This window comes from Bradyrhizobium sp. B124, from assembly GCF_038967635.1.
In the GTDB taxonomy this organism is placed as follows: domain Bacteria; phylum Pseudomonadota; class Alphaproteobacteria; order Rhizobiales; family Xanthobacteraceae; genus Bradyrhizobium.
Genome location: NZ_CP152413.1, coordinates 5328692 through 5346524 on the forward strand (window position 1 = coordinate 5328692; position 17833 = coordinate 5346524).

14 protein-coding genes, 1 tRNA gene and 1 pseudogene are annotated in these 17833 nt (G+C 64.3%); 8 read left to right on the forward strand and 8 right to left on the reverse strand.

Annotated features, from left to right (window positions below; translation table 11 throughout):
- The first annotated feature begins 308 nt into the window (after positions 1-308).
- The 6 genes from AAFG13_RS25335 to AAFG13_RS25360 all read left to right on the forward strand — a co-directional run bounded on the left by AAFG13_RS25335 (position 309) and on the right by AAFG13_RS25360 (position 9534).
- Positions 309-2684, forward strand: a complete 2376-nt coding sequence (locus tag AAFG13_RS25335; protein WP_342708577.1) for a glucose/quinate/shikimate family membrane-bound PQQ-dependent dehydrogenase — start codon at positions 309-311, stop codon at positions 2682-2684.
- 33 nt (positions 2685-2717) lie between these two features.
- On the forward strand, positions 2718-4094 hold the full coding sequence (locus AAFG13_RS25340; RefSeq protein ID WP_342708578.1) for a carbohydrate porin: 1377 nt from the start codon (positions 2718-2720) through the stop codon (positions 4092-4094).
- Between the two features lie 121 nt (positions 4095-4215).
- Positions 4216-5535, forward strand: coding sequence for an Hsp70 family protein (locus tag AAFG13_RS25345; protein WP_092121710.1), 1320 nt, complete (start codon positions 4216-4218; stop codon positions 5533-5535).
- Positions 5536-5671: 136 nt separating this feature from the next.
- Positions 5672-7261, forward strand: coding sequence for an ABC-F family ATP-binding cassette domain-containing protein (locus AAFG13_RS25350; RefSeq protein WP_342708579.1), 1590 nt, complete (start codon positions 5672-5674; stop codon positions 7259-7261).
- Positions 7262-8014: 753 nt separating this feature from the next.
- Positions 8015-8653: a flavodoxin family protein gene (locus AAFG13_RS25355; protein ID WP_212318981.1), complete on the forward strand. Its 639-nt coding sequence runs from the start codon at positions 8015-8017 to the stop codon at positions 8651-8653.
- Positions 8650-9534, forward strand: coding sequence for a sigma-70 family RNA polymerase sigma factor (locus AAFG13_RS25360; RefSeq protein WP_212318979.1), 885 nt, complete (start codon positions 8650-8652; stop codon positions 9532-9534). Before AAFG13_RS25355 ends, AAFG13_RS25360 begins: the two co-directional genes overlap by 4 nt.
- A 21-nt stretch (positions 9535-9555) precedes the next feature.
- On the opposite strand, the gene AAFG13_RS25365 is transcribed toward AAFG13_RS25360, so the two are convergent.
- From AAFG13_RS25365 to AAFG13_RS25390, 6 genes and pseudogenes are all read right to left on the reverse strand, one after another.
- A complete protein-coding gene (locus AAFG13_RS25365; protein ID WP_212318977.1) occupies positions 9556-10062 on the reverse strand; it encodes a GNAT family N-acetyltransferase in 507 nt (168 codons plus the stop codon).
- 348 nt (positions 10063-10410) lie between these two features.
- Entirely contained in the window at positions 10411-11157 is a 747-nt protein-coding gene (locus AAFG13_RS25370) for a glucose 1-dehydrogenase (protein WP_212318975.1), read from the reverse strand.
- 23 nt (positions 11158-11180) lie between these two features.
- Positions 11181-11560: pseudogene (locus tag AAFG13_RS25375) on the reverse strand (DUF427 domain-containing protein).
- Between the two features lie 29 nt (positions 11561-11589).
- Positions 11590-12336, reverse strand: a complete 747-nt coding sequence (locus AAFG13_RS25380) for an SDR family oxidoreductase (RefSeq protein WP_342708580.1) — start codon at positions 12334-12336, stop codon at positions 11590-11592.
- A gap of 82 nt (positions 12337-12418) precedes the next feature.
- A complete protein-coding gene (locus tag AAFG13_RS25385; protein ID WP_212318969.1) occupies positions 12419-13255 on the reverse strand; it encodes an alpha/beta hydrolase in 837 nt (278 codons plus the stop codon).
- 42 nt (positions 13256-13297) lie between these two features.
- Positions 13298-14044: a glucose 1-dehydrogenase gene (locus AAFG13_RS25390; protein ID WP_212318967.1), complete on the reverse strand. Its 747-nt coding sequence runs from the start codon at positions 14042-14044 to the stop codon at positions 13298-13300.
- Between the two features lie 156 nt (positions 14045-14200).
- Between AAFG13_RS25390 and AAFG13_RS25395 the strand changes: the two genes are divergently transcribed.
- Complete coding sequence (locus AAFG13_RS25395; protein WP_212318965.1) at positions 14201-15082, forward strand: LysR family transcriptional regulator; 882 nt, start codon at positions 14201-14203, stop codon at positions 15080-15082.
- 208 nt (positions 15083-15290) lie between these two features.
- On the opposite strand, the gene AAFG13_RS25400 is transcribed toward AAFG13_RS25395, so the two are convergent.
- Positions 15291-15380: transfer RNA gene (locus AAFG13_RS25400), tRNA-Ser, on the reverse strand.
- Between the two features lie 212 nt (positions 15381-15592).
- On the opposite strand from AAFG13_RS25400, the gene AAFG13_RS25405 reads away from it, so the two are divergent.
- Positions 15593-16456: an alpha/beta hydrolase gene (locus tag AAFG13_RS25405; RefSeq protein WP_212318963.1), complete on the forward strand. Its 864-nt coding sequence runs from the start codon at positions 15593-15595 to the stop codon at positions 16454-16456.
- A 198-nt stretch (positions 16457-16654) separates the two neighbouring features.
- On the opposite strand, the gene AAFG13_RS25410 is transcribed toward AAFG13_RS25405, so the two are convergent.
- Positions 16655-17812, reverse strand: coding sequence for an ROK family protein (locus AAFG13_RS25410; RefSeq protein WP_212318961.1), 1158 nt, complete (start codon positions 17810-17812; stop codon positions 16655-16657).
- Positions 17813-17833: the final 21 nt, after the last annotated feature.

Here is a 17833-nt window from a genome sequence, read left to right on the forward strand (position 1 = left end):
GCGGAACGGTATAAAGCAGCGCTGGCGCAGAACCGGAAGAGCGCGTCGATTCAAAATTCGCTGAGAACCCATCACCTCTGCGGCAGTGCCAGGCGCCTGGCGTTGCTCCTTGTCGAACAAAGTGCGCGCAGTTTGAATGATCTTGCTTCGGCAAGAATTGATATCGCAACTTTGCGCGCTTGTGTTGCACCAACGTCGCAGTTCCCGGTTGCAAGTTACGGTTGATTGAACCACAGTTCTTGAAAGCGGACGCGGTCTGTTGCGCTTGCGCAGGACAAGCCCGGTGCCTCTTCCGCACTGGTGCAGCCATGCAGCGATCCAGGGCCGTCTTTGTCACGGGTATCGTCTACGCCTTGATCGGTTTGATCCTTGCGGGCGGCGGCATCTGGCTCGCCGCGCTCGGTGGATCCATCTCCTACATTGTCATCGGCGTCGGCATTCTTGCTACGGCTGCGCTCTTGCTGGCGCAGCGCCATCAGGCACTCTGGCTGTTTGCGATCGTACTGGTCGGCACGCTGGCATGGGCCGTCTATGAGGTGAAATTCGACTGGTGGCCGCTTGCGGCGCGTGGCGACATCATCTTCCCGATGGCGCTCTGGCTGCTGACCCCGGTGATCGTTCGCGGACTGCAGCGAAGCGAGCCGGTGTCATACGCACGCGCCACGGCGCCGCTCTGGGTCGGCGTCGTGGCAGCAGCAGTCGTCCTCGTGACCGGGCTGCTGTCGAGCTATCACGACATCAATGGCACGATTGCGGAAGCCGGTCCTGCCGTGCAGCAAAGCGAAGCCGACCCCCAACCGGATGGCGATTGGCGCGCCTATGGACGCACGCAATTCGGACAGCGCTATTCGCCGCTGAAGCAGATCACGCCTGACAATGTCCGCAACCTCAAAGTCGCCTGGACCTTCCGCACCGGCGACGTGCCGACGCCGGAGGATTCCGGCGAGACCACCTTCGAGGTCACCCCGATCAAGGTGCGCGACACGCTGTATCTCTGCTCGCAGCACCAGGTGCTGTTTGCGCTCGACGCCAGGACCGGCACCGAGCGCTGGCGATACGACCCCAAGCTTGTGCACAACAAGACGTTCCAGCACATGACCTGCCGCGGCGTCTCCTATCACGAGACCGCGGCAGGTGCCGTCGACAGCAGCGGCAGTCCCGCGCCGGCCGAATGCCCGCGTCGGATCTTCCTGCCCGTCAACGACGGCCGCATGATCGCGCTCGATGCCGACAGTGGCAAACTCTGCGATGGCTTTGCCGATCGCGGCATCCTTGACCTGCAGCAGGGGATGGGGATCAAGACCGCCGGGTTCTTCGAGCCGACCTCGCCGCCGGTCGTCAGCGACAGGATCCTGGTCGTCGCTGCCGCGGTGATCGACAATTACGCGGTCGAAGTGCCTTCGGGCGTGATCCGCGGCTTCGATGTCTACACCGGCAAACTGGTCTGGGCTTGGGACTCCGCCGCGGCCGACGAGAACGCGCTGCCGTCGCCGACGCGCCATTACACCAACGGCTCGCCGAATTCCTGGATCACGGCCTCGTTCGATCCGAAACTGAATCTGGTCTACATCCCGACCGGCAACAACGGACCCGACATCTGGGGCGGCAATCGCGATGCGCTGGTCGAGCGCTATTCCAGCTCCATCGTCGCGCTGGACGTCGACACCGGCAAGCGCGTCTGGTCGTACCAGACCGTGCATCATGATCTCTGGGACATGGACGTTCCCTCGCAACCGAGCCTCGTCGATGTGGCGACGGCCAAGGGAGTCGTTCCCGCGATCATCCAGCCGACCAAGGTGGGCAACATCTTCGTGCTCGACCGCAGGACCGGCGAATTGATTGTGCCGGCGCCGGAACGTCCGGTGCCGCAGGGCCCGGCGCCCGGCGACCGCTCCGCACCGACCCAGCCGTTCTCCGAACTGACATTCCGGCCGGAGGCAAAGCTGACCGGCGCCGACATGTGGGGCGGCACGATCTTCGACCAGCTGCTGTGCCGGATCATGTTCCACCGCTTGCGCTACGAGGGCACGTTCACGCCGCCGTCGTTGCAGGGCACGCTGGTCTTCCCGGGCAATCTCGGCATGTTCGAATGGGGCGGCATCGCGGTCGATCCTGTGCGGCAGATCGCCATCGCTAATCCGATGTCGCTGCCGTTCGCCTCGAGGCTGATTCCGCGCGGCCCGCAAAATCCTCCCGCGCCGACGGCCGAGAAGCCGGTCGGCAGCGAGGTCGGGACCCAGCCGATGTACGGCACGCCGTTCGGGGTGGATATCTCGAGCTTCCTGTCGCCGCTGTCTGTGCCGTGCTACCGGCCGCCATGGGGCTCGATGGCCGCGATCGATCTCCGGACGATGAAGATCGTCTGGCAGCATCCGAACGGCACGATCAGGGACACCACGCCGCTGCCGCTTCCGTTCAAGATGGGCGTGCCGATGCTCGGCGGGCCGATCACCACCGCCGGCGGCGTCGCGTTCTACACGGGGACCTATGAGTACACGATCCGCGCCTATGACGTGCGCGACGGCAAGGTACTCTGGGAAGATCGCTTGCCTGCCGGCGCCCAATCGACGCCGATGAGCTACGAGGCCGGCGGCAAACAATACGTCGTCACCGCGGCCGGCGGCCACGGCTCGTTCGGCACCAAGCGCGGCGACTATGTCATCGCCTACGCGTTGAAGGATTGAAGTCGTTGAAGCATTGAATCCGGGAGCGTCGTCATGCCTGCGTCATCCGGCGACCGAACGAAGCATCCGACAGCGTTCTGTCTCTGGCTGGCTCTCGCGGCGATGTTGGTCTGCGCAGGCGGTGAGGTCGCACGTGCCGCCGATCTGACAACTCCCGTCGCTGCAAGCGGTCCGACAGCCGCACCGGTTCCTGCTCCGATTCCTTGGCTGCTCGGCGATTGGGACGGCGCACGAACCCGGCTGTTGAATGCCGGCATCGATTTTCAGTTCGGCTACACCAGCGAGCTCGCCGGCAATGCAACGGGCGGTCAGCGGCAGCAGGTCGCCTACACCGATCAATGGACCTTCGGCACCACGTTCGACCTTGCGAAGCTCGGTGTCGTGCCCGGCGGCACGATCCAGGTCACATGGACCGACCGCAACGGCAGCAATCTGAGCGATGACGCGCGCCTCGGCACGCTGCAGCAGGTGCAGGAGCTGTTCGGCCGCGGCCAGACGCTGCGGCTCACGCAATTCTGGTACGACCAGAAATTCATCGACGGCCTGGTCGACTGGAAGATCGGACGCATCACCTTCGGCGAGGACTTCGCATCGTTCGCGTGCGACTTCCAGAACCTGACCTTCTGCGGCGCGCAGCCCGGCAACCTCGTCGGCAACTACATCTACAACTGGCCGGTCAGTCAGTGGGCCACCCGGCTGAAGTTTAACTTGCAAGGCTTCGGCTATTTTCAGTTCGGCGTCTATGACGCCAATCCCAATTACCTGAAGGTCTCGCAGTCGGCGCTTCCGGTGTTCTACTCGGGATCCACCGGCCTTCTCATCCCGGCCGAGGTCGCCTGGCTGCCGAAATTCGGCAATCTGCAGGGCAGCTACAAGTTCGGCGGCTGGTACGACACCTCGACGGCCCCCGACGTGGTCACCGACGTCAACGGCAACCCGGCCGTGCTCACCGGACAGCCGCTGCTGCAAAGCCGCGGACGTTACGGTGCCTATGTCAGCTTCGTTCAGCAGGTGATCCGCCCATCGCAAGCCAGCTCCGCCGGCATGCTGAGCCTGTTCTTCAATGCGACTATGGCCGACCGCCGGACCGCCACCACCGATTATCAAATCGCGGGCGGCCTGACCTATACCGGACCCTTCCAGTTGCGACCCGAGGACGATATCGGATTTGCCGTCGGCACCACCCATGTCAACAGCCGCATCGCCTTGTCGGAAGAGCTGCAGAATCTGGCCGGCCTCGGTCCCGTCGCCGTCCAGGGCAATGAATACGTCATGGAACTCTACTACACTTATCGGCCGCTCGCCGGCCTGCAGGTGCGACCGAACATCCAGTACGTGATCGACCCCGGCGGCACCAGCAGGAACGCGAACGCACTCGTGTTCGGTCTGAAGACGGTGGCGAATTTCTGACACCGCGCATGACACCGTTGTCATTCGCTGGATCGTGAACTTTGCGGCGTCCGAAAGGGTTGGCAAGACCGGCCAAAGCCGCTAAAGGTCCGCCCCCTTTCACAGACAATCCGAGCATGACATGACGAGCGCCCCGCCCGCCGTCTCGATTGGCGTCGATTTTGGTACCAGCAACACCGTGGTCGCGCTGTCCGATGCCGACGGCCGCGTCGAGGCGATCCGCTTCGACCATGGCGGCCGCACGCATAGCGTCTATGTCTCCGCGCTGTGCTTCTGGGAGGACCGGCCGGGCGCCGGCCTGCATCCGCGCGCCGAGGGCGGCCCGTGGGCGATCGAGCAATTCCTCGAGGGCCGGACGATCCATCGCTTCATCCAGTCGTTCAAGACCTTCGCGGCGAGCTCGGCGTTCAACACCACCCAGATCTTCCGGCAGCGCTACAAGTTCGAGGATTTGCTCGCGGCGTTCCTGCGCACGCTGACCCGCCATGCCGGCGAAGGCTTCGACTTGGGCGCACCGACCATCATGGTCGGCCGCCCGGTGAAGTTTGCCGGCGGCAATCCCAATGACGAGCTCGCGATGCAGCGCTACCGCGCCGCGTTCGAGCGGCTCGGCGCCGGCCACGCGCGCTATGTCTACGAGCCGGTCGGCGCGGCGTTCTCCTTCGCGCGCAGCCTCGATCACGATGCGACGGTGCTGGTCGCCGATTTCGGCGGCGGCACCAGCGACTTCTCCGTGATGCGCTTCTCGCGCAAGGGCGGCGTGCTGCGCGCCGAGCCGCTGGGACATTCCGGCATCGGTATCGCCGGCGACACCTTCGACTACCGCATCGTCGACCACATCGTCTCGCCGCGGCTCGGCAAGGGCACCAACTACCGCTCGTTCGACAAGGTGCTGCCGATCCCCAATCACTATTATTCGAGCCTCGCGCGCTGGCATCAACTCGCGATGATGCGAGGCAATGGCGATTTGCGCGAATTGCAGCAGCTCGCGCGCACCGCGATCGATCCGGCGCCGCTGCACGATTTCATCACCATCGTCGACCACGATCTCGGCTTCGCGCTGTACCGCGCCGTATCCGACACCAAGGTCGCGCTGTCGAGCCGCGACCGGGTCGAGTTCCGCTTTGCCCGGCAAGGCATCGATATCGGCGCGACCGTGACGCGCGACGATTTCGAATCCTGGATCGCCGACGACATCGAACGGCTCGGTGCGACGGTGGACGAGGCGCTGGCGAAATCCGGCATCACCGCGCGCGACGTGGAGAAGGTGTTCCTGACGGGCGGCACCTCGTTCGTGCCGGCGGTGCAGCGCCTGTTTGCCGAGCGTTTCGGCGAAGCGCGGCTGACCTCGGCGGACCAGTTCGAATCGATCGCCTATGGTCTCGCCTTGATCGGCCATACGCCTGATCCGGACCGTTGGACCTTCGCCGAAGCTGCGTGACGTTCGCGTCGCGCCTTGATCCCGGCCAAATACGCGGCTAAATCAGTTCAACATCAATTCGAGAGGATGCCGACAGCCATGGATTTCATCCGGACCGCAACGCCCATCAGCCTTGCCCACCGGGATATCCATCGCCATGCCTGCATCGATCACGCTCTCAAATCTGACCCTGTCCGCGCCTGACGGCCGGGTTCTCCTTTCCAACATCGATCTGAACTTCGGACCCGAACGGACCGGCCTTGTCGGCCGTAACGGCGTCGGCAAGACGACGCTGCTCGGCCTGATCGCAGGCGCGCACGCGCCGCAATCCGGCACGGTCTCGGTTCACGGACGCGTCGCGACGCTGCATCAGACGGTTCAGCTGAAGCCGGACGAAGGCGTCGTCGACCTGTTCGGCGCCCGCCGTGCGCTGGCTGCGTTGCGCCGCGCCGAACAGGGCCTTGCGAGCACTGAAGAGCTTGCGGATATCGACTGGACGCTCGACACCCGCATCGCATCCGCGCTCGCGGGTGTCGGACTGAACGATGTGCTCGACGCCCCGCTGGCGACGCTATCCGGCGGACAGGCCACCAGGGCGCGCCTCGCCGCACTGACCTTCGCGCAACCTGACTTTCTGTTGCTGGATGAACCCACCAACAATCTCGACCGCGCGGGACGCCAGGCGGTGATCGACCTGCTCGCGGACTGGCGGCATGGCGCCATCATCGTCAGCCACGACCGCGAGCTGCTCGAGACCATGGATGCGATCGTCGAACTGACCTCGCTGGAGGCCCGACGCTACGGCGGCAATTGGAGCCAGTACCGTGCGCGCAAGGCCATCGAGCTGTCGGCAGCACGACACGATCTGGCCGATGCCGAAAGGCGCGTCGCCGAGATCGACCGCAAGGCAAGGGAGACGTTTGAACGGCAGGCGCGCAAGGACGGCGCCGGCGCGAGGAAGCGCGCCAAGGGCGATCTGCCGCGCATCGCCGCCGGGCTGCGCAAGGATCGCAGCGAGGACACCGGCGGCGAGAATGCCCGCCTCGCCGAGCGGCGGCGGACGCAAGCGCTCGACTTGGCCACCGCAGCGCGCCAGCGCATCGAGGTGCTGCAACCGTTCTCAGTGCAACTGCCGTCGACCAATCTGCCTGCGAGCCGGATGGTGCTGCGGATCGAAGGTGCCGATGCCGGCTACACTGCGGAGGCGCCGATCCTGCGCGATCTCACCTTCTCCATGTCGGGCCCGGAACGCGTCGCGATCACAGGCCCCAACGGCGCCGGCAAGACGACGCTGCTCAAGCTCGTCAGCGGCGATCTGATCGCGGCGCGCGGCACCGTCGAGGTAATGACCCGCTTTGCGATGTTCGATCAGGCGGTCAGCCTGCTCGATGCGAATGCTTCGATCCTGGATAATTTCCGGCGCATCAATCCGGATGCGAGCGAGAACGCCTGTCGTGCCGCGCTGGCGCGTTTCATGTTTCGCGCCGATGCCGCGCTACAGACCGTCTCCAGCCTCAGCGGCGGCCAGCTGCTCCGCGTCGGCCTCGCCAGCGTGCTGGGCGGCCCAACGCCGCCGCCGCTCCTGATCCTGGACGAACCGACCAATCACCTCGACATCGAATCGATGGAAGCGGTCGAGGCCGGACTGCGCGCCTATGACGGCGCGCTGCTGGTGGTCAGCCACGATGAAGCCTTCCTCGAGGCCATCGCGATCACCCGCAGATTGGATCTCGCTGAGTGGAGATGATGGTGCAGAAAGTGAACAGCCGAGCACGCGTCGCCTTGGGGTAGGTCGTAAGGCGCGGTGCTCGGCTGTCAGGCCGCGCGGCGGTGCGGCCATTCCGCCAGCTTCGCTCGTCCCCACGAGCGAGGCCGTCGGAGCTGAATCTCGCCGGTAGCTAAATCCGAGCCATCGAATGGAGTGCGTTTCTCCAAAGGGCAAATGCGACGAAGCCTGCCAGCAACAAAAAGCCGCCACCGGCCGCGATCAAAAAGTGCGCGAACGTCATCTTGGAAATCCCAAATTGAGAAGCATCCTGCGGCGCGACACGCACCGCAGCCTGGCAATCAATGCACTTCACAAATTGATTTGCCCCGCCGGCCGCCGCCGGACAGCCCGAAAGGTGGCTGGCACTGCGCTCTGCCCACCCTTCGATTCCAGAGAGGTCGTCAAGCCACTCGGCTGTTGCCTCTCATCGTGCGGTTCGTCACGCCGCTCAACTGTCACGAGGATAATCGATAAAACTTTATCGACAATCGAAACGAAGAATTAAGGTTACCGACGCGGGCCGGCGCGCCGGCGAGGGTCGATCGCGTCCGGCGGACCCGGCTCCCAGCAAAATATCGAAAACAACCCCATGCACAGTAGCCGGTGGCCACCGCTCCAGCCCGAGTGGCGGTCAATTGGCGCAATATCCTCCGGACGAAAGTCCGGAGAACATGTCACGTTTCGACGTGCTGCCTTGTCCTAGCTTCTGCAATGCCAGCAGCAGAGGACACCATGCATACTATCGGAACCGGAGGCGGTCGCACCCTGATCGCGATCGTCTATCATAGCGCTTACGGCCACACCCGGCGTCAGGCGGAGGCCGTGAGGTCCGGCGTTGGGGATATCGATGGCGCGGAGGCGCTTCTGGTGCCCGTCGAGAGCGTGGAGCAGAACTGGGATCGACTGATGGCGGCGGAAGCGTTGATCTTCGGCACACCGACCTACATGGGCGCCGCCTCCGCAGCCTTCAAAGCCTTTCAGGAAGCAACTTCAAGTGCAGTGATGTCCAAAGGCTATCGGTGGAGGGACAAGCTTGCGGCCGGCTTCACCAATTCGGGGGCCCATGCCGGCGACAAGCTCTCCACATTGATCCAGCTTGCATTGTTCGCCGCCCAGCACGGGATGCATTGGGTCAATCTCGACCTGCCGCCGGGTAACAACTCCGCATCGGGATCGGAGGCCGATCCGAACAGGCTGGGGTTCTGGCTGGGGGCCGGCGCGCAATCGAACACCGACGAGGGGCCGGATACCGCGCCGCCGGAATCCGATCTCGCAACCGCCCGTCACCTGGGACGGCGGGTGGCGAAGGCAGCACTGCAGTTTGCACGCGGCCGCGACGCAGCAGCGGTCGCCGTTCGGGCCGCGTCATGACAAATGCAGCCGAAACATCGGCGGCCGGCATCTTCGCCGAGCTGCGGCCGCGCCTGATCCGGCTGGCCTATCGGATGCTGGGCTCGGTCGCCGACGCGGAGGATGTCGTGCACGACGCCTGGCTGCGCTGGCTCGCTGCCGATCGCGATCAGGTGCGCGATCCCAAGGCGCTCCTGCACACCATCGTCACCCGATTATCCCTCAACGAATTGAAGTCCGCGCGGCGCCGGCGGGTGACCTATGTCGGACCGTGGCTCCCCGAACCGTTCTTCGACCCCGAGGACGAGGAGGCGGCCGACGACCTGACCCTGCCGTTGATGATCGCGCTGGAACGCCTGTCGCCATTGGAACGGGCGGCTTTTCTGCTGCATGACGTGTTCGGATTGGGGTTCGATGCCGTATCCGAGACGATCGGGCGCGAGGCTGCGACCTGCCGCAAGCTTGCCAGCCGCGCACGCGCGCATATCCACGATGCCAGGCCGCGATTCGCCGTTGGGAATGAAGAAGGCTTGCGGCTCGCGAATGCCTTCTTCACGGCGACGCGGACGGGCGATCTTGCCGCGCTCCGCGCCATGCTCGCCGAAGATGTCGTGGTGTATGCGGATGGCGGTGGCCGGGTCCCGGCACCGACAGAGCCTCTGGTCGGGTGTGATGCCGCGATGGAGCGCTTCGCGGGGCTCGCCCGCCTGTTCGCCGTACATCCCTCACGATTGATCCGCTACGCCATCATCAACGGATTGCCGGGCTTCATCACGATCGAGAACGGTATTGTTCAAACGACCGCGTTGCAAATCGAGAACGAACGGGTCGTTGCGATCTATGTGACCCGCAATCCCGACAAGCTGCAAAACGTGCCTGATGTGACGAGATGGCGGAATTGATGATGCTTCATCCGTCTCCGCTCAGCGCGCCCGATAGCGGTAGACGAGATCGTGCGGATCTTCTCGCGGCGCCGACGGATCGAGCACACCGCCCAACCGTCTTGCCACCGCAGCAGACATCGCATTGCCAGGTGCCATGTAGCTGACCAACGTGGGCAGCTTCAGCGCTGCAAAAGCCCAGTCGCGCAACGCGAGCGCGGCTTCGGTGGCGTAGCCGTGTCCCTCATGTCCGTCATAGAGCAGCCAGCCGAGTTCCTTCTCCGGAAACAGCGGCCCATGGTTGATGCCGACCTGGCCGACGCACTGCTTGGTCGCGGCGAGTTCGATCATCAGCGCGCCATGGCCGAACAAACGCCAGCACGCGAGGTCGTGGCAGAACATCCCCCACACAGCGCGCACATCGAACGGACCGCCCACGCCGGTGGACCGGGACGAAGCCAGGAACGCCAGATAGGCGGGGAAGTCGTCGAACGCTTGCGGACGGAGTGTCAGGCGATCGGTTCTGATTGTTGGAATGTCAGGGGTCATTGGCTGGTCTCTCGGAGGCGGCGCGGACCGGCTTTGCGGCCAGCCGCGCTCTCCTGGCCTGGCGTAGCCGGATGCGAACGTATGCCTCGTTGCTGCTTGATACGTGAATCAAAAGACTGGCTGCTGCGCCGCGGCGCCCGCTAGCCTGACTTTCCAAGAAAGCGCTTCTTTGCAAGCGCCTTTCCGGAGCCGGACTTGAAATAGCGCTCGAGCTCACGAGCCGTTCGCCCATCCGTTACCGCATGTCAACGCCGAGCGAGACCCAAAGACTCGCTCGGCGGCTCAAGACCAGTCTCGGCCCAGAATGTCGGCCATCCGATGACCGGAGGCCGACATGGACCCGTCCCATCAGCGCAAGCCGCCACCGGCCGAGATCCTTTCGCCGGTCACCCAGCGCGCGTCATCCGAGGCCACGAAGGCCACGACGTCGGCGATGTCCTGGGGCTGGCCAAGGCGCCCGAGCGGCGTCTGGGCGATGATGCCGGCTTCGAACTCGGACGCGAGCATTCCGGCACTGTGGGTGCCTTCGGTCTCGGTGAGGCTAGGGCTCACGGTGTTGACCCGGATTTTTCGAGGCCCGAGTTCGTTGGCCAACACGCCGGTGACGACGTCTACCGCCCCCTTGGTGGCGGTGTAGACCGCCGTCTGTGGAGGGGTGATGGCAGTAACGCCGGAGCCGATGTTGATGATGCTGGCGCCTTCGCCGAGATGGGGGGCCGCGGCCTGGGTCATCAGCAGCAAACCCAGCACGTTGACGTCGAACATCTTTCGGAACTGCGGCTCGGTGATCGATTCAAGGGGGCCGAATTCGTAGACGCCCGAGTTGTTGACCAGGATGTCGAGGCGACCGTAGGCAGAAATGGCTGCGTCCACCAGAGCCTTGGCTTCCGCAGCCTTGGAGACATCGCCCTTGACGGCGATTGCCTTGCCGTCCGAGCCGGTGATCGAATTGACCACCGCCTCGGCGCCGGCTTTGCTCGACGCATAATTGACAACGACCGCGGCGCCACGTGCGGCCAGGGTCTTGGCGACGGCGGCACCGATGCCTTTCGACGCGCCGGTGACGATGGCGACTTTGCCGGTGAGATCAGACATGACGTACTCCTTGAAGATGCCGCTCAGGCGGCCTGATCCTCGATCGCGTCGACGCGGTCGAGGTAGAAAGCGAGGTGATTCTTGATCTCGGCCACGGCCTCATAGGGCGCTTCATAGGTCCAGATCGCATCGGTCGAGCGCTCGCCGCCGGCCGGGACGCTGAAATAGGCGGCGTCCCCTTGTACGGGCAGAAGGTTTGCGTGGCCGATCGTGCGAGGGCGGCCATGTCCACGTCTTGGCGCGGAATGTACTGGACCGGTGGATACTTGGACTCGCGCAAGGTGAGCGCGTTGCGCGTATCCGCGATCACGCGTCCACCGACGGTGACGATGACCCGCTTTTCGTTCCGCTCGATGGTGATCGGGTGATCCGGGCCGGGTATCTTGATCGTGCGTTCCGTCATGACGTTGTCCTTTCATTGCTTCTTGTCGCTCAAAGCTTCGAGCCGCCGTCCACCCGCAGCGTGTCGCCGGACACCCAGCGCGCGGCGTCGGACGCCAGGAAGGCGATGGCGCCGGCGATGTCGTCGGGCTGCGCCACCCGCTTTAGCGCCTGCATGGAGAGGGTGAACTCGCGGCCGGACTCGGTCCTTGCGAAGCTGGACATGTCGGTCTCGACGACGCCGGGCGCCACGGCGTTAACCCGCACGCCCCTGGCTCCGAGGATCAGGGCGAAGTGCTTGACCAGGGTGTCGACGGCGCCCTTGGTGGCGGCGTAGGCGGAAAGATTCCCGACCGCCGCGTGCGCTGCGAGCGAGGACGTGAAGATGACGCTGGACCCAGCTTTCAGGATCGGCAGCAACTGCTGGACCAGAAAATATGGAGCGCGGACATTGACGGCGAACAGCGCGTCGAAGTCCTCGACCGTGGTCTCCTCGATCGTTGCGGCCTTCGACACGCCGGCATTGGCGACCAGAATGTCGAGCCGCTCGCCGACGATTTCGCGTACCTTGGAGGCGAGCCTATGCGCGCCTTGAGCATCGGAGAGATCGAAGCCGATCGCCTCGGCCTTGCCTCCAGCAGTCTTGATTTCGTCGACCACCGAACGCGCGTCCGCGGCGCCGCGTCCGTAGTGGACCAGGACCTGGGCTCCAGCCTTGGAGAGCGCCAGGGCGGCGGCGCGCCCGATGCCGCGCGAGGCGCCGGTGACGAGCGCGGTCTTTCCACAGCACGGTTTCATGATGATCTTCCTTCGAGGGAATCAAGGGCACCGATTGGACGTGCTGGAAGCGCGACCGACCGGCTCGACGACTCGCGCTTGGTCATGCATCCAGGAACAGGGCGGCGTGGGCCACGAAGAGTTCCGGGTACTGGTTCTGAGGCCCGTGGCTGGAGTCGGGATAGATGATGAGATGCGCGTTCGGCAGATGCTGCTGCAGCGTGAATCCGTTGACCGTGGGGATGATCAGGTCGTTGCTGCCGTCGACCACCAGAGCCGGATGATGGATGTCGGCCAGGTAATCCCACACGCCATCGGTCTTCTCATTCGACTTGACGATCGCCGCATACTGCGCCGCGGCGGACGCCTCGCTCACTTCCGGGCTGCGATCCTTGCGGCGGAACTTGCGTTCGAGGTACTTCAGGCCGGCCGCGCGGCCGGCAGCATTGGGCAGGAAATGCGCGGCGATCCAGAGATGTTCGGGCGGATCGTAGGTAGCAGAGAAGATCTCTGCTGATTTGCTGGCGGCGGTGTCGGCGCCACGCGGTCCGGTGCCCACCAGGACCAGCTTGCGCACCAGGTCGGGCGCCTGCACGGCGATCTCCTGAGCGACCTTGCCGCCGAGCGAATAGCCGAGGATGTCGGCCTTGCCGATCCCGAGCGCCCTGATGAAGGCGATGGCATCTGTCGCCATGCCGGGGATGGTCGCCGGCGTCTGGCCCGAGCTGGCGCCGATGCCCGCATTGTCGAACAGGATGACTTCGCGTTGCTGTGCCAGCCCATCGGTCACGGCCGGATCCCAATGGTCCATGGTGCCGCGGAAATGGATGTTCATGACGATCGGCACGCCGCCTGTCTTGCCGAAGCGCCGATAGGCGAAGCGGGTGCCGTTGGCTTCGACGAATTGGGTGGGCGCAGTTTGGTGTGTGTGCGTGGTCATGGCAGAACTCCTTTATGTCTGAGATGATGTGACCGAATGGATTCAGCTTGCGGTCTTGCCGCCGTTGACCCGTACGATCTGGCCTGTGATGAAAGAGGCCTTCTCCGAAGCCACGAAAGCGACGGCCTCTGCGATTTCCTCTGGTCTCGCGCCGCGCTTGAGCGGTACGGCGGCGTAGAAGGCAGCCTTCTTATCCGGCGAGCCGGTCAGACGATCGAGCATCGCGGTCTCTGTCGGCCCCGGCGCCACTGCGTTGACGCGGACGCCGAAAGCGGCCGCTTCGAGTGCTGCGGATTTGGTGAGGCCTTCCACGGCGTGCTTACTCGCGACGTAGAGCGACAGGTTGGCAGCGCCGCGCTCGCCCATGGTTGACGAGATGTTGACGATGCTGCCCGCGCCCTGCCGCTGCATGACCCTGAGTTCGTGCTTCAGGCTGAGCAAGGTGCCGAGCACGTTGGTGTCGAACATCGCGGCATAGCTTTCCAGCGTCGTCGAGGTCACTGGCCCCGGCGTGCCCTCGGTGCCGGCATTGTTGACGGCAACATCCAGCCGGCCGAAGCGCGCGACCGTCTGGTCGACCAGGCGACGGATGTCGTCTTCATGACGCACGTCGGCCGGAAGGAACGCGGCCTCCGCGCCGAGGCTCCGGAGCTCGGCCTCGAGCGACCGGCCTTCGGCCTCTCGGCGGCCGGAGACGACCACGGTCGAGCCCTGTTTGGCGAAGGCGATGGCGGTGGCGCGGCCGATGCCGGTCAGCGCGCCGGTGATGAGGACTACGGGAGTGGACATACGAAGCTCCTCGATTTCGGCAAAAACTTGCCATTCCCTGCCACGTAGGCATGGTCCCAAGGCACTTTGCCGTTCAGCGTTGGAAGCTATTTGGGGCGTCCTAGCGCTTTTGAAAAAGACTTTGTAAGTTCCCTCTCCATACCTGGAGAGCATGGAATGGAGCTTCGTCATCTCCGCTATTTCGTCGCCGTCGCCGAAGAAGGCAGTCTCACCGTGGCGGCCGAGAAGCGACTGCACACCGCGCAGCCTTCACTGAGCCGGCAAATCCGGGACCTGGAATACGAAGTCGGCGTGCCGCTCCTGACCCGCAGCGTGCACGGCGTGCAGCTGACGGAGGCTGGCCGGGTCTTCCTCGATCACGCGCGATTGGCACTGATGCAAGCCGAAGCGGCCACCGAAGGCGCTCGGCGCGCGGCGCAGCCGAGCAAGCAGGTGTTTGCGATCGGCTTCACCACCGGGCAGGAGGTCGATTGGCTACCACGTGCCACCAGATTGCTACGCAACGAACTGGCCGACATCGAAATTCGGGTATCCAGCGATCATTCGGCGACGCTGGCGGAAGAGCTCACACATGGCAGGCTGGACGTCGCATTCCTGCGCGGCGAAAAGATACCGGATATTGAATTCAAGGTCGTGGCGCAGGAGCCGCTGGTCGCGGTTCTGCCCAGCGATCACAGGCTCGCGCAGCGAGAGACTTTCGATCCGAAGGATTTGGTCGGCGAAACCTATATCGGCATCTCGAAAGTGCCGCGTGTGCTGCGCGCGCTCATCGCCGGTTATCTCGATCGCTGCGGCATCGAGATCACACCAGCGTTCGAGATCGACAACTACGCTATGGCGATCTCGCTCGTCGCATCCAACCGCGGCGTTGCGATTTTGCCAGCATCGGCGAAGAATTTTCTGCCTTGGTCGGTCGTAAGTCGCCCCCTCGAAGGTGATGCGCCGACGATTGCTGTGACGGTCGGCTTCCGTCGAGACAACGCCTCGCCCATCTTGAAGACTTTTCTATCAAGAATCGATGGCCTGAATGTTGCCTAACCTTCCGGCCGCGCCGACAACGGAGGGCCTGAAAGCGAAATATCCAGTGGCGTTTTCCGGTCGAGTTGGCGTGATCCGGCTCGCAAAGGCCGCTTGTCGCGACTGCCGCCGGACGTGTTAGCCTGGGGCTACCTCGGGGGCTACACCAGAAGTTCCTGGCGTGCAGTAAGACCCGATTTTGCGGGGCTTTCTCGAAGCCGTTTTATTATGGCGGAGAGGGAGGGATTCGAACCCCCGATAGGCTTGCACCTATGCCGCATTTCGAGTGCGGTGCATTCAACCACTCTGCCACCTCTCCGATGGCCCGGGTGATTTGCGCCACCCGCGGTCGGGGCGTGTTCTAGGCGAGGATGGCGGGCCAGACAAGGCGCTGCAATAATATTTCCGTCACCGGCGCCTCGTCCCATCGAACCACCGGGATGACGCAAGAAAGTGCGCGGAAACAAAGCGCTAGCGGGACGGTTCGGGTTCGATCGGCGCGCGGGCGAAGCAAAGGCAGCAGGAGGGCCCATGGAGCATGTGACGATTCGAGCCAATGGCGCGGCATTCCACGTCGCGCGGACCGGGAGCGGCCCGCCGCTGCTGCTGTTGCATGGCTGGCCGGAATTCTGGCTGACCTGGAAGCCGGTGATGGCGCGCCTCGCCGACCGCTACACCCTGATCGCGCCCGACCTGCGCGGCTTCGGCGACAGCGACAAGCCGCAGGGCCCGTTTGGCCCCGATCAGCATACCGACGACATGCTGGCGCTGCTGGACGCACTCGGGATCGACAAGGCCGGCGTGGTCGGCCACGACGTCGGCGGCGCGGTGATGCAGCCGCTTGCCCGCAAGGCGTCCGAGCGCATCGCCGGGCTGTTTTTCTTCGACTTCGTCTATCCCGGCATCGGGGCGCGAATGGCCGCGCCGGACCGGCTGAACCACATCTGGTACCAGTCGTTCCACCAGATGGAGATGGCGCCCGCGCTGGTCGGCACGAACAGAGAGACCTGCCGCACTTACATCGGCCATTTCCTGCACAGCTGGACCCACCGCAAGGCCGCGTTCGACGACGTGATCGAGGACTTCGCCGACAACTTCTACAAGCCGGGCAACCTCGCCGGCGGCTTTGCGCATTATCGCGCGTCGCATGCGGGCCGCGTGAAGATGATGCAGGGCGAAGCGCCTGCGCTGCCGCCGATTGCGGTGCCGACCTGCATCCGCTGGGCCGAGCACGACCCGCTGTTTCCCTATGCCTGGACCGACCGGCTGGGCGAGACCTTCTCGAACCTGGACCTGAAGATGTTTCCCGATGTCGGGCACTTCCCGCATCGCGAGGATCCCGACTGCGCCGCGGCCGAGATCGCCAGCTTCTTCGCGCGGATCAATTGGAAGTAGAAGGTGGTGGGACCGCCAGGACGCGACAAAAACTGGCGGTCCCGTGCCGCTTCTCAATATTGCTGGCCGGGAAGTGCGGCTTCGCCGGTCGGCGGGAGCGACACGGTCCACGGTAGCGGCCGGCGCCCAAACAGCAACGCGAACCCCATCTTAACCTAACCGATCAACCTTACCGGGCGATCGGCCGGCCCGAGCGGCTCAGGCGTCGGCCTTCTTGGCTTTCTTGGCCTTTTTCTCGCTCTTTTCGTCCTCGTCGTCCTTGTCCCTTTTCTCGGCCTTCTTCTCGTCCTTGCCGTTGTCTTTCTTGCGATTGGTGTAGCGGGCATTGCCGAGCCCGGTTCCGATCGTCAGCACGCCCCAGCGCGCGACATCCTGCATGAACGGCACCTCGGCCAGCCCCTGCGCCACGCCGTCATTGTGCATCACGATCGCGGTGTCATGATCGCCGATCTGCGGGATCGCCTCGACCAGGCTCGCCGGCAGGTTGAATTTGCTGCTCTCCCAATTGCCCGGCAAATTCTGGGCGCCCTTCTCGATCGAGCCGTCCTCGTTGATGACGCCGGGACAGGCGATGCCGATGAACGGCGCGAGTCTGAGGTTCTCCTTCTCGGCGGCAGCAATCAGATCCTTCAGCATCTTCACCAACCGCTTCACCGCGCCTTCGCGCGTCGGCTCGTCATCGGCGTGGCGCCACAGCTCGGATTTCCAGACCGTTGCCTTGGAAAGATCGGGCGCCTTCTTCCAGCGCGTCTCGACGATGCCGCAGCGGATGTTGGTGCCGCCGATATCGACCGCGAGCACGCCGTCATGCGCCTCGAAAATCCACGACGGCGCCAGATGCAGCGTGCCGATCAGCCCGGCATCATCGGGATGAAAGCGGATCGGCACCAGGTCGACCTTGAAATCCTCCGACTTCAGGATGATGTCGGTGCGCGCGATGGCGAGCTCGCCGAGCCTGGAGTCGCGAAAGCCGCCGCCGACCACGATACGCTCGGTCTTGGCCCAGGCCTTGGTGCCGAGGAAGCGCCGCGTCACATAAGCAAGCTCCTGCGCAAACTCCTCGATCGCGCTGTGCACGACCGCGGAGGCCTCGGTGTCGTCGCCGACCAGCAATTCGTCGAGCTTCTTCTTGCTGATCTGGTCCGAGGGCTCCTCGCCGAACGGATCCTCGTCGGATTTGCGCAGCGGCTTGCGCCAGCGGTCGAGGATCTTGCGGAAAGCGCCCTTGGAAGCGCGATCGCCGAGAAAACCCTCGTCGTCCTTCAGCTCGATGTTGAAGCTGTCGATGTCGACGGATGGCAGCCGCGAGGCACCGTGGTGCGCGATTCCTGTGGTCAGTCCGGTGTCTTCGGCCATTCGCCCTGCCCGCTTGAGATT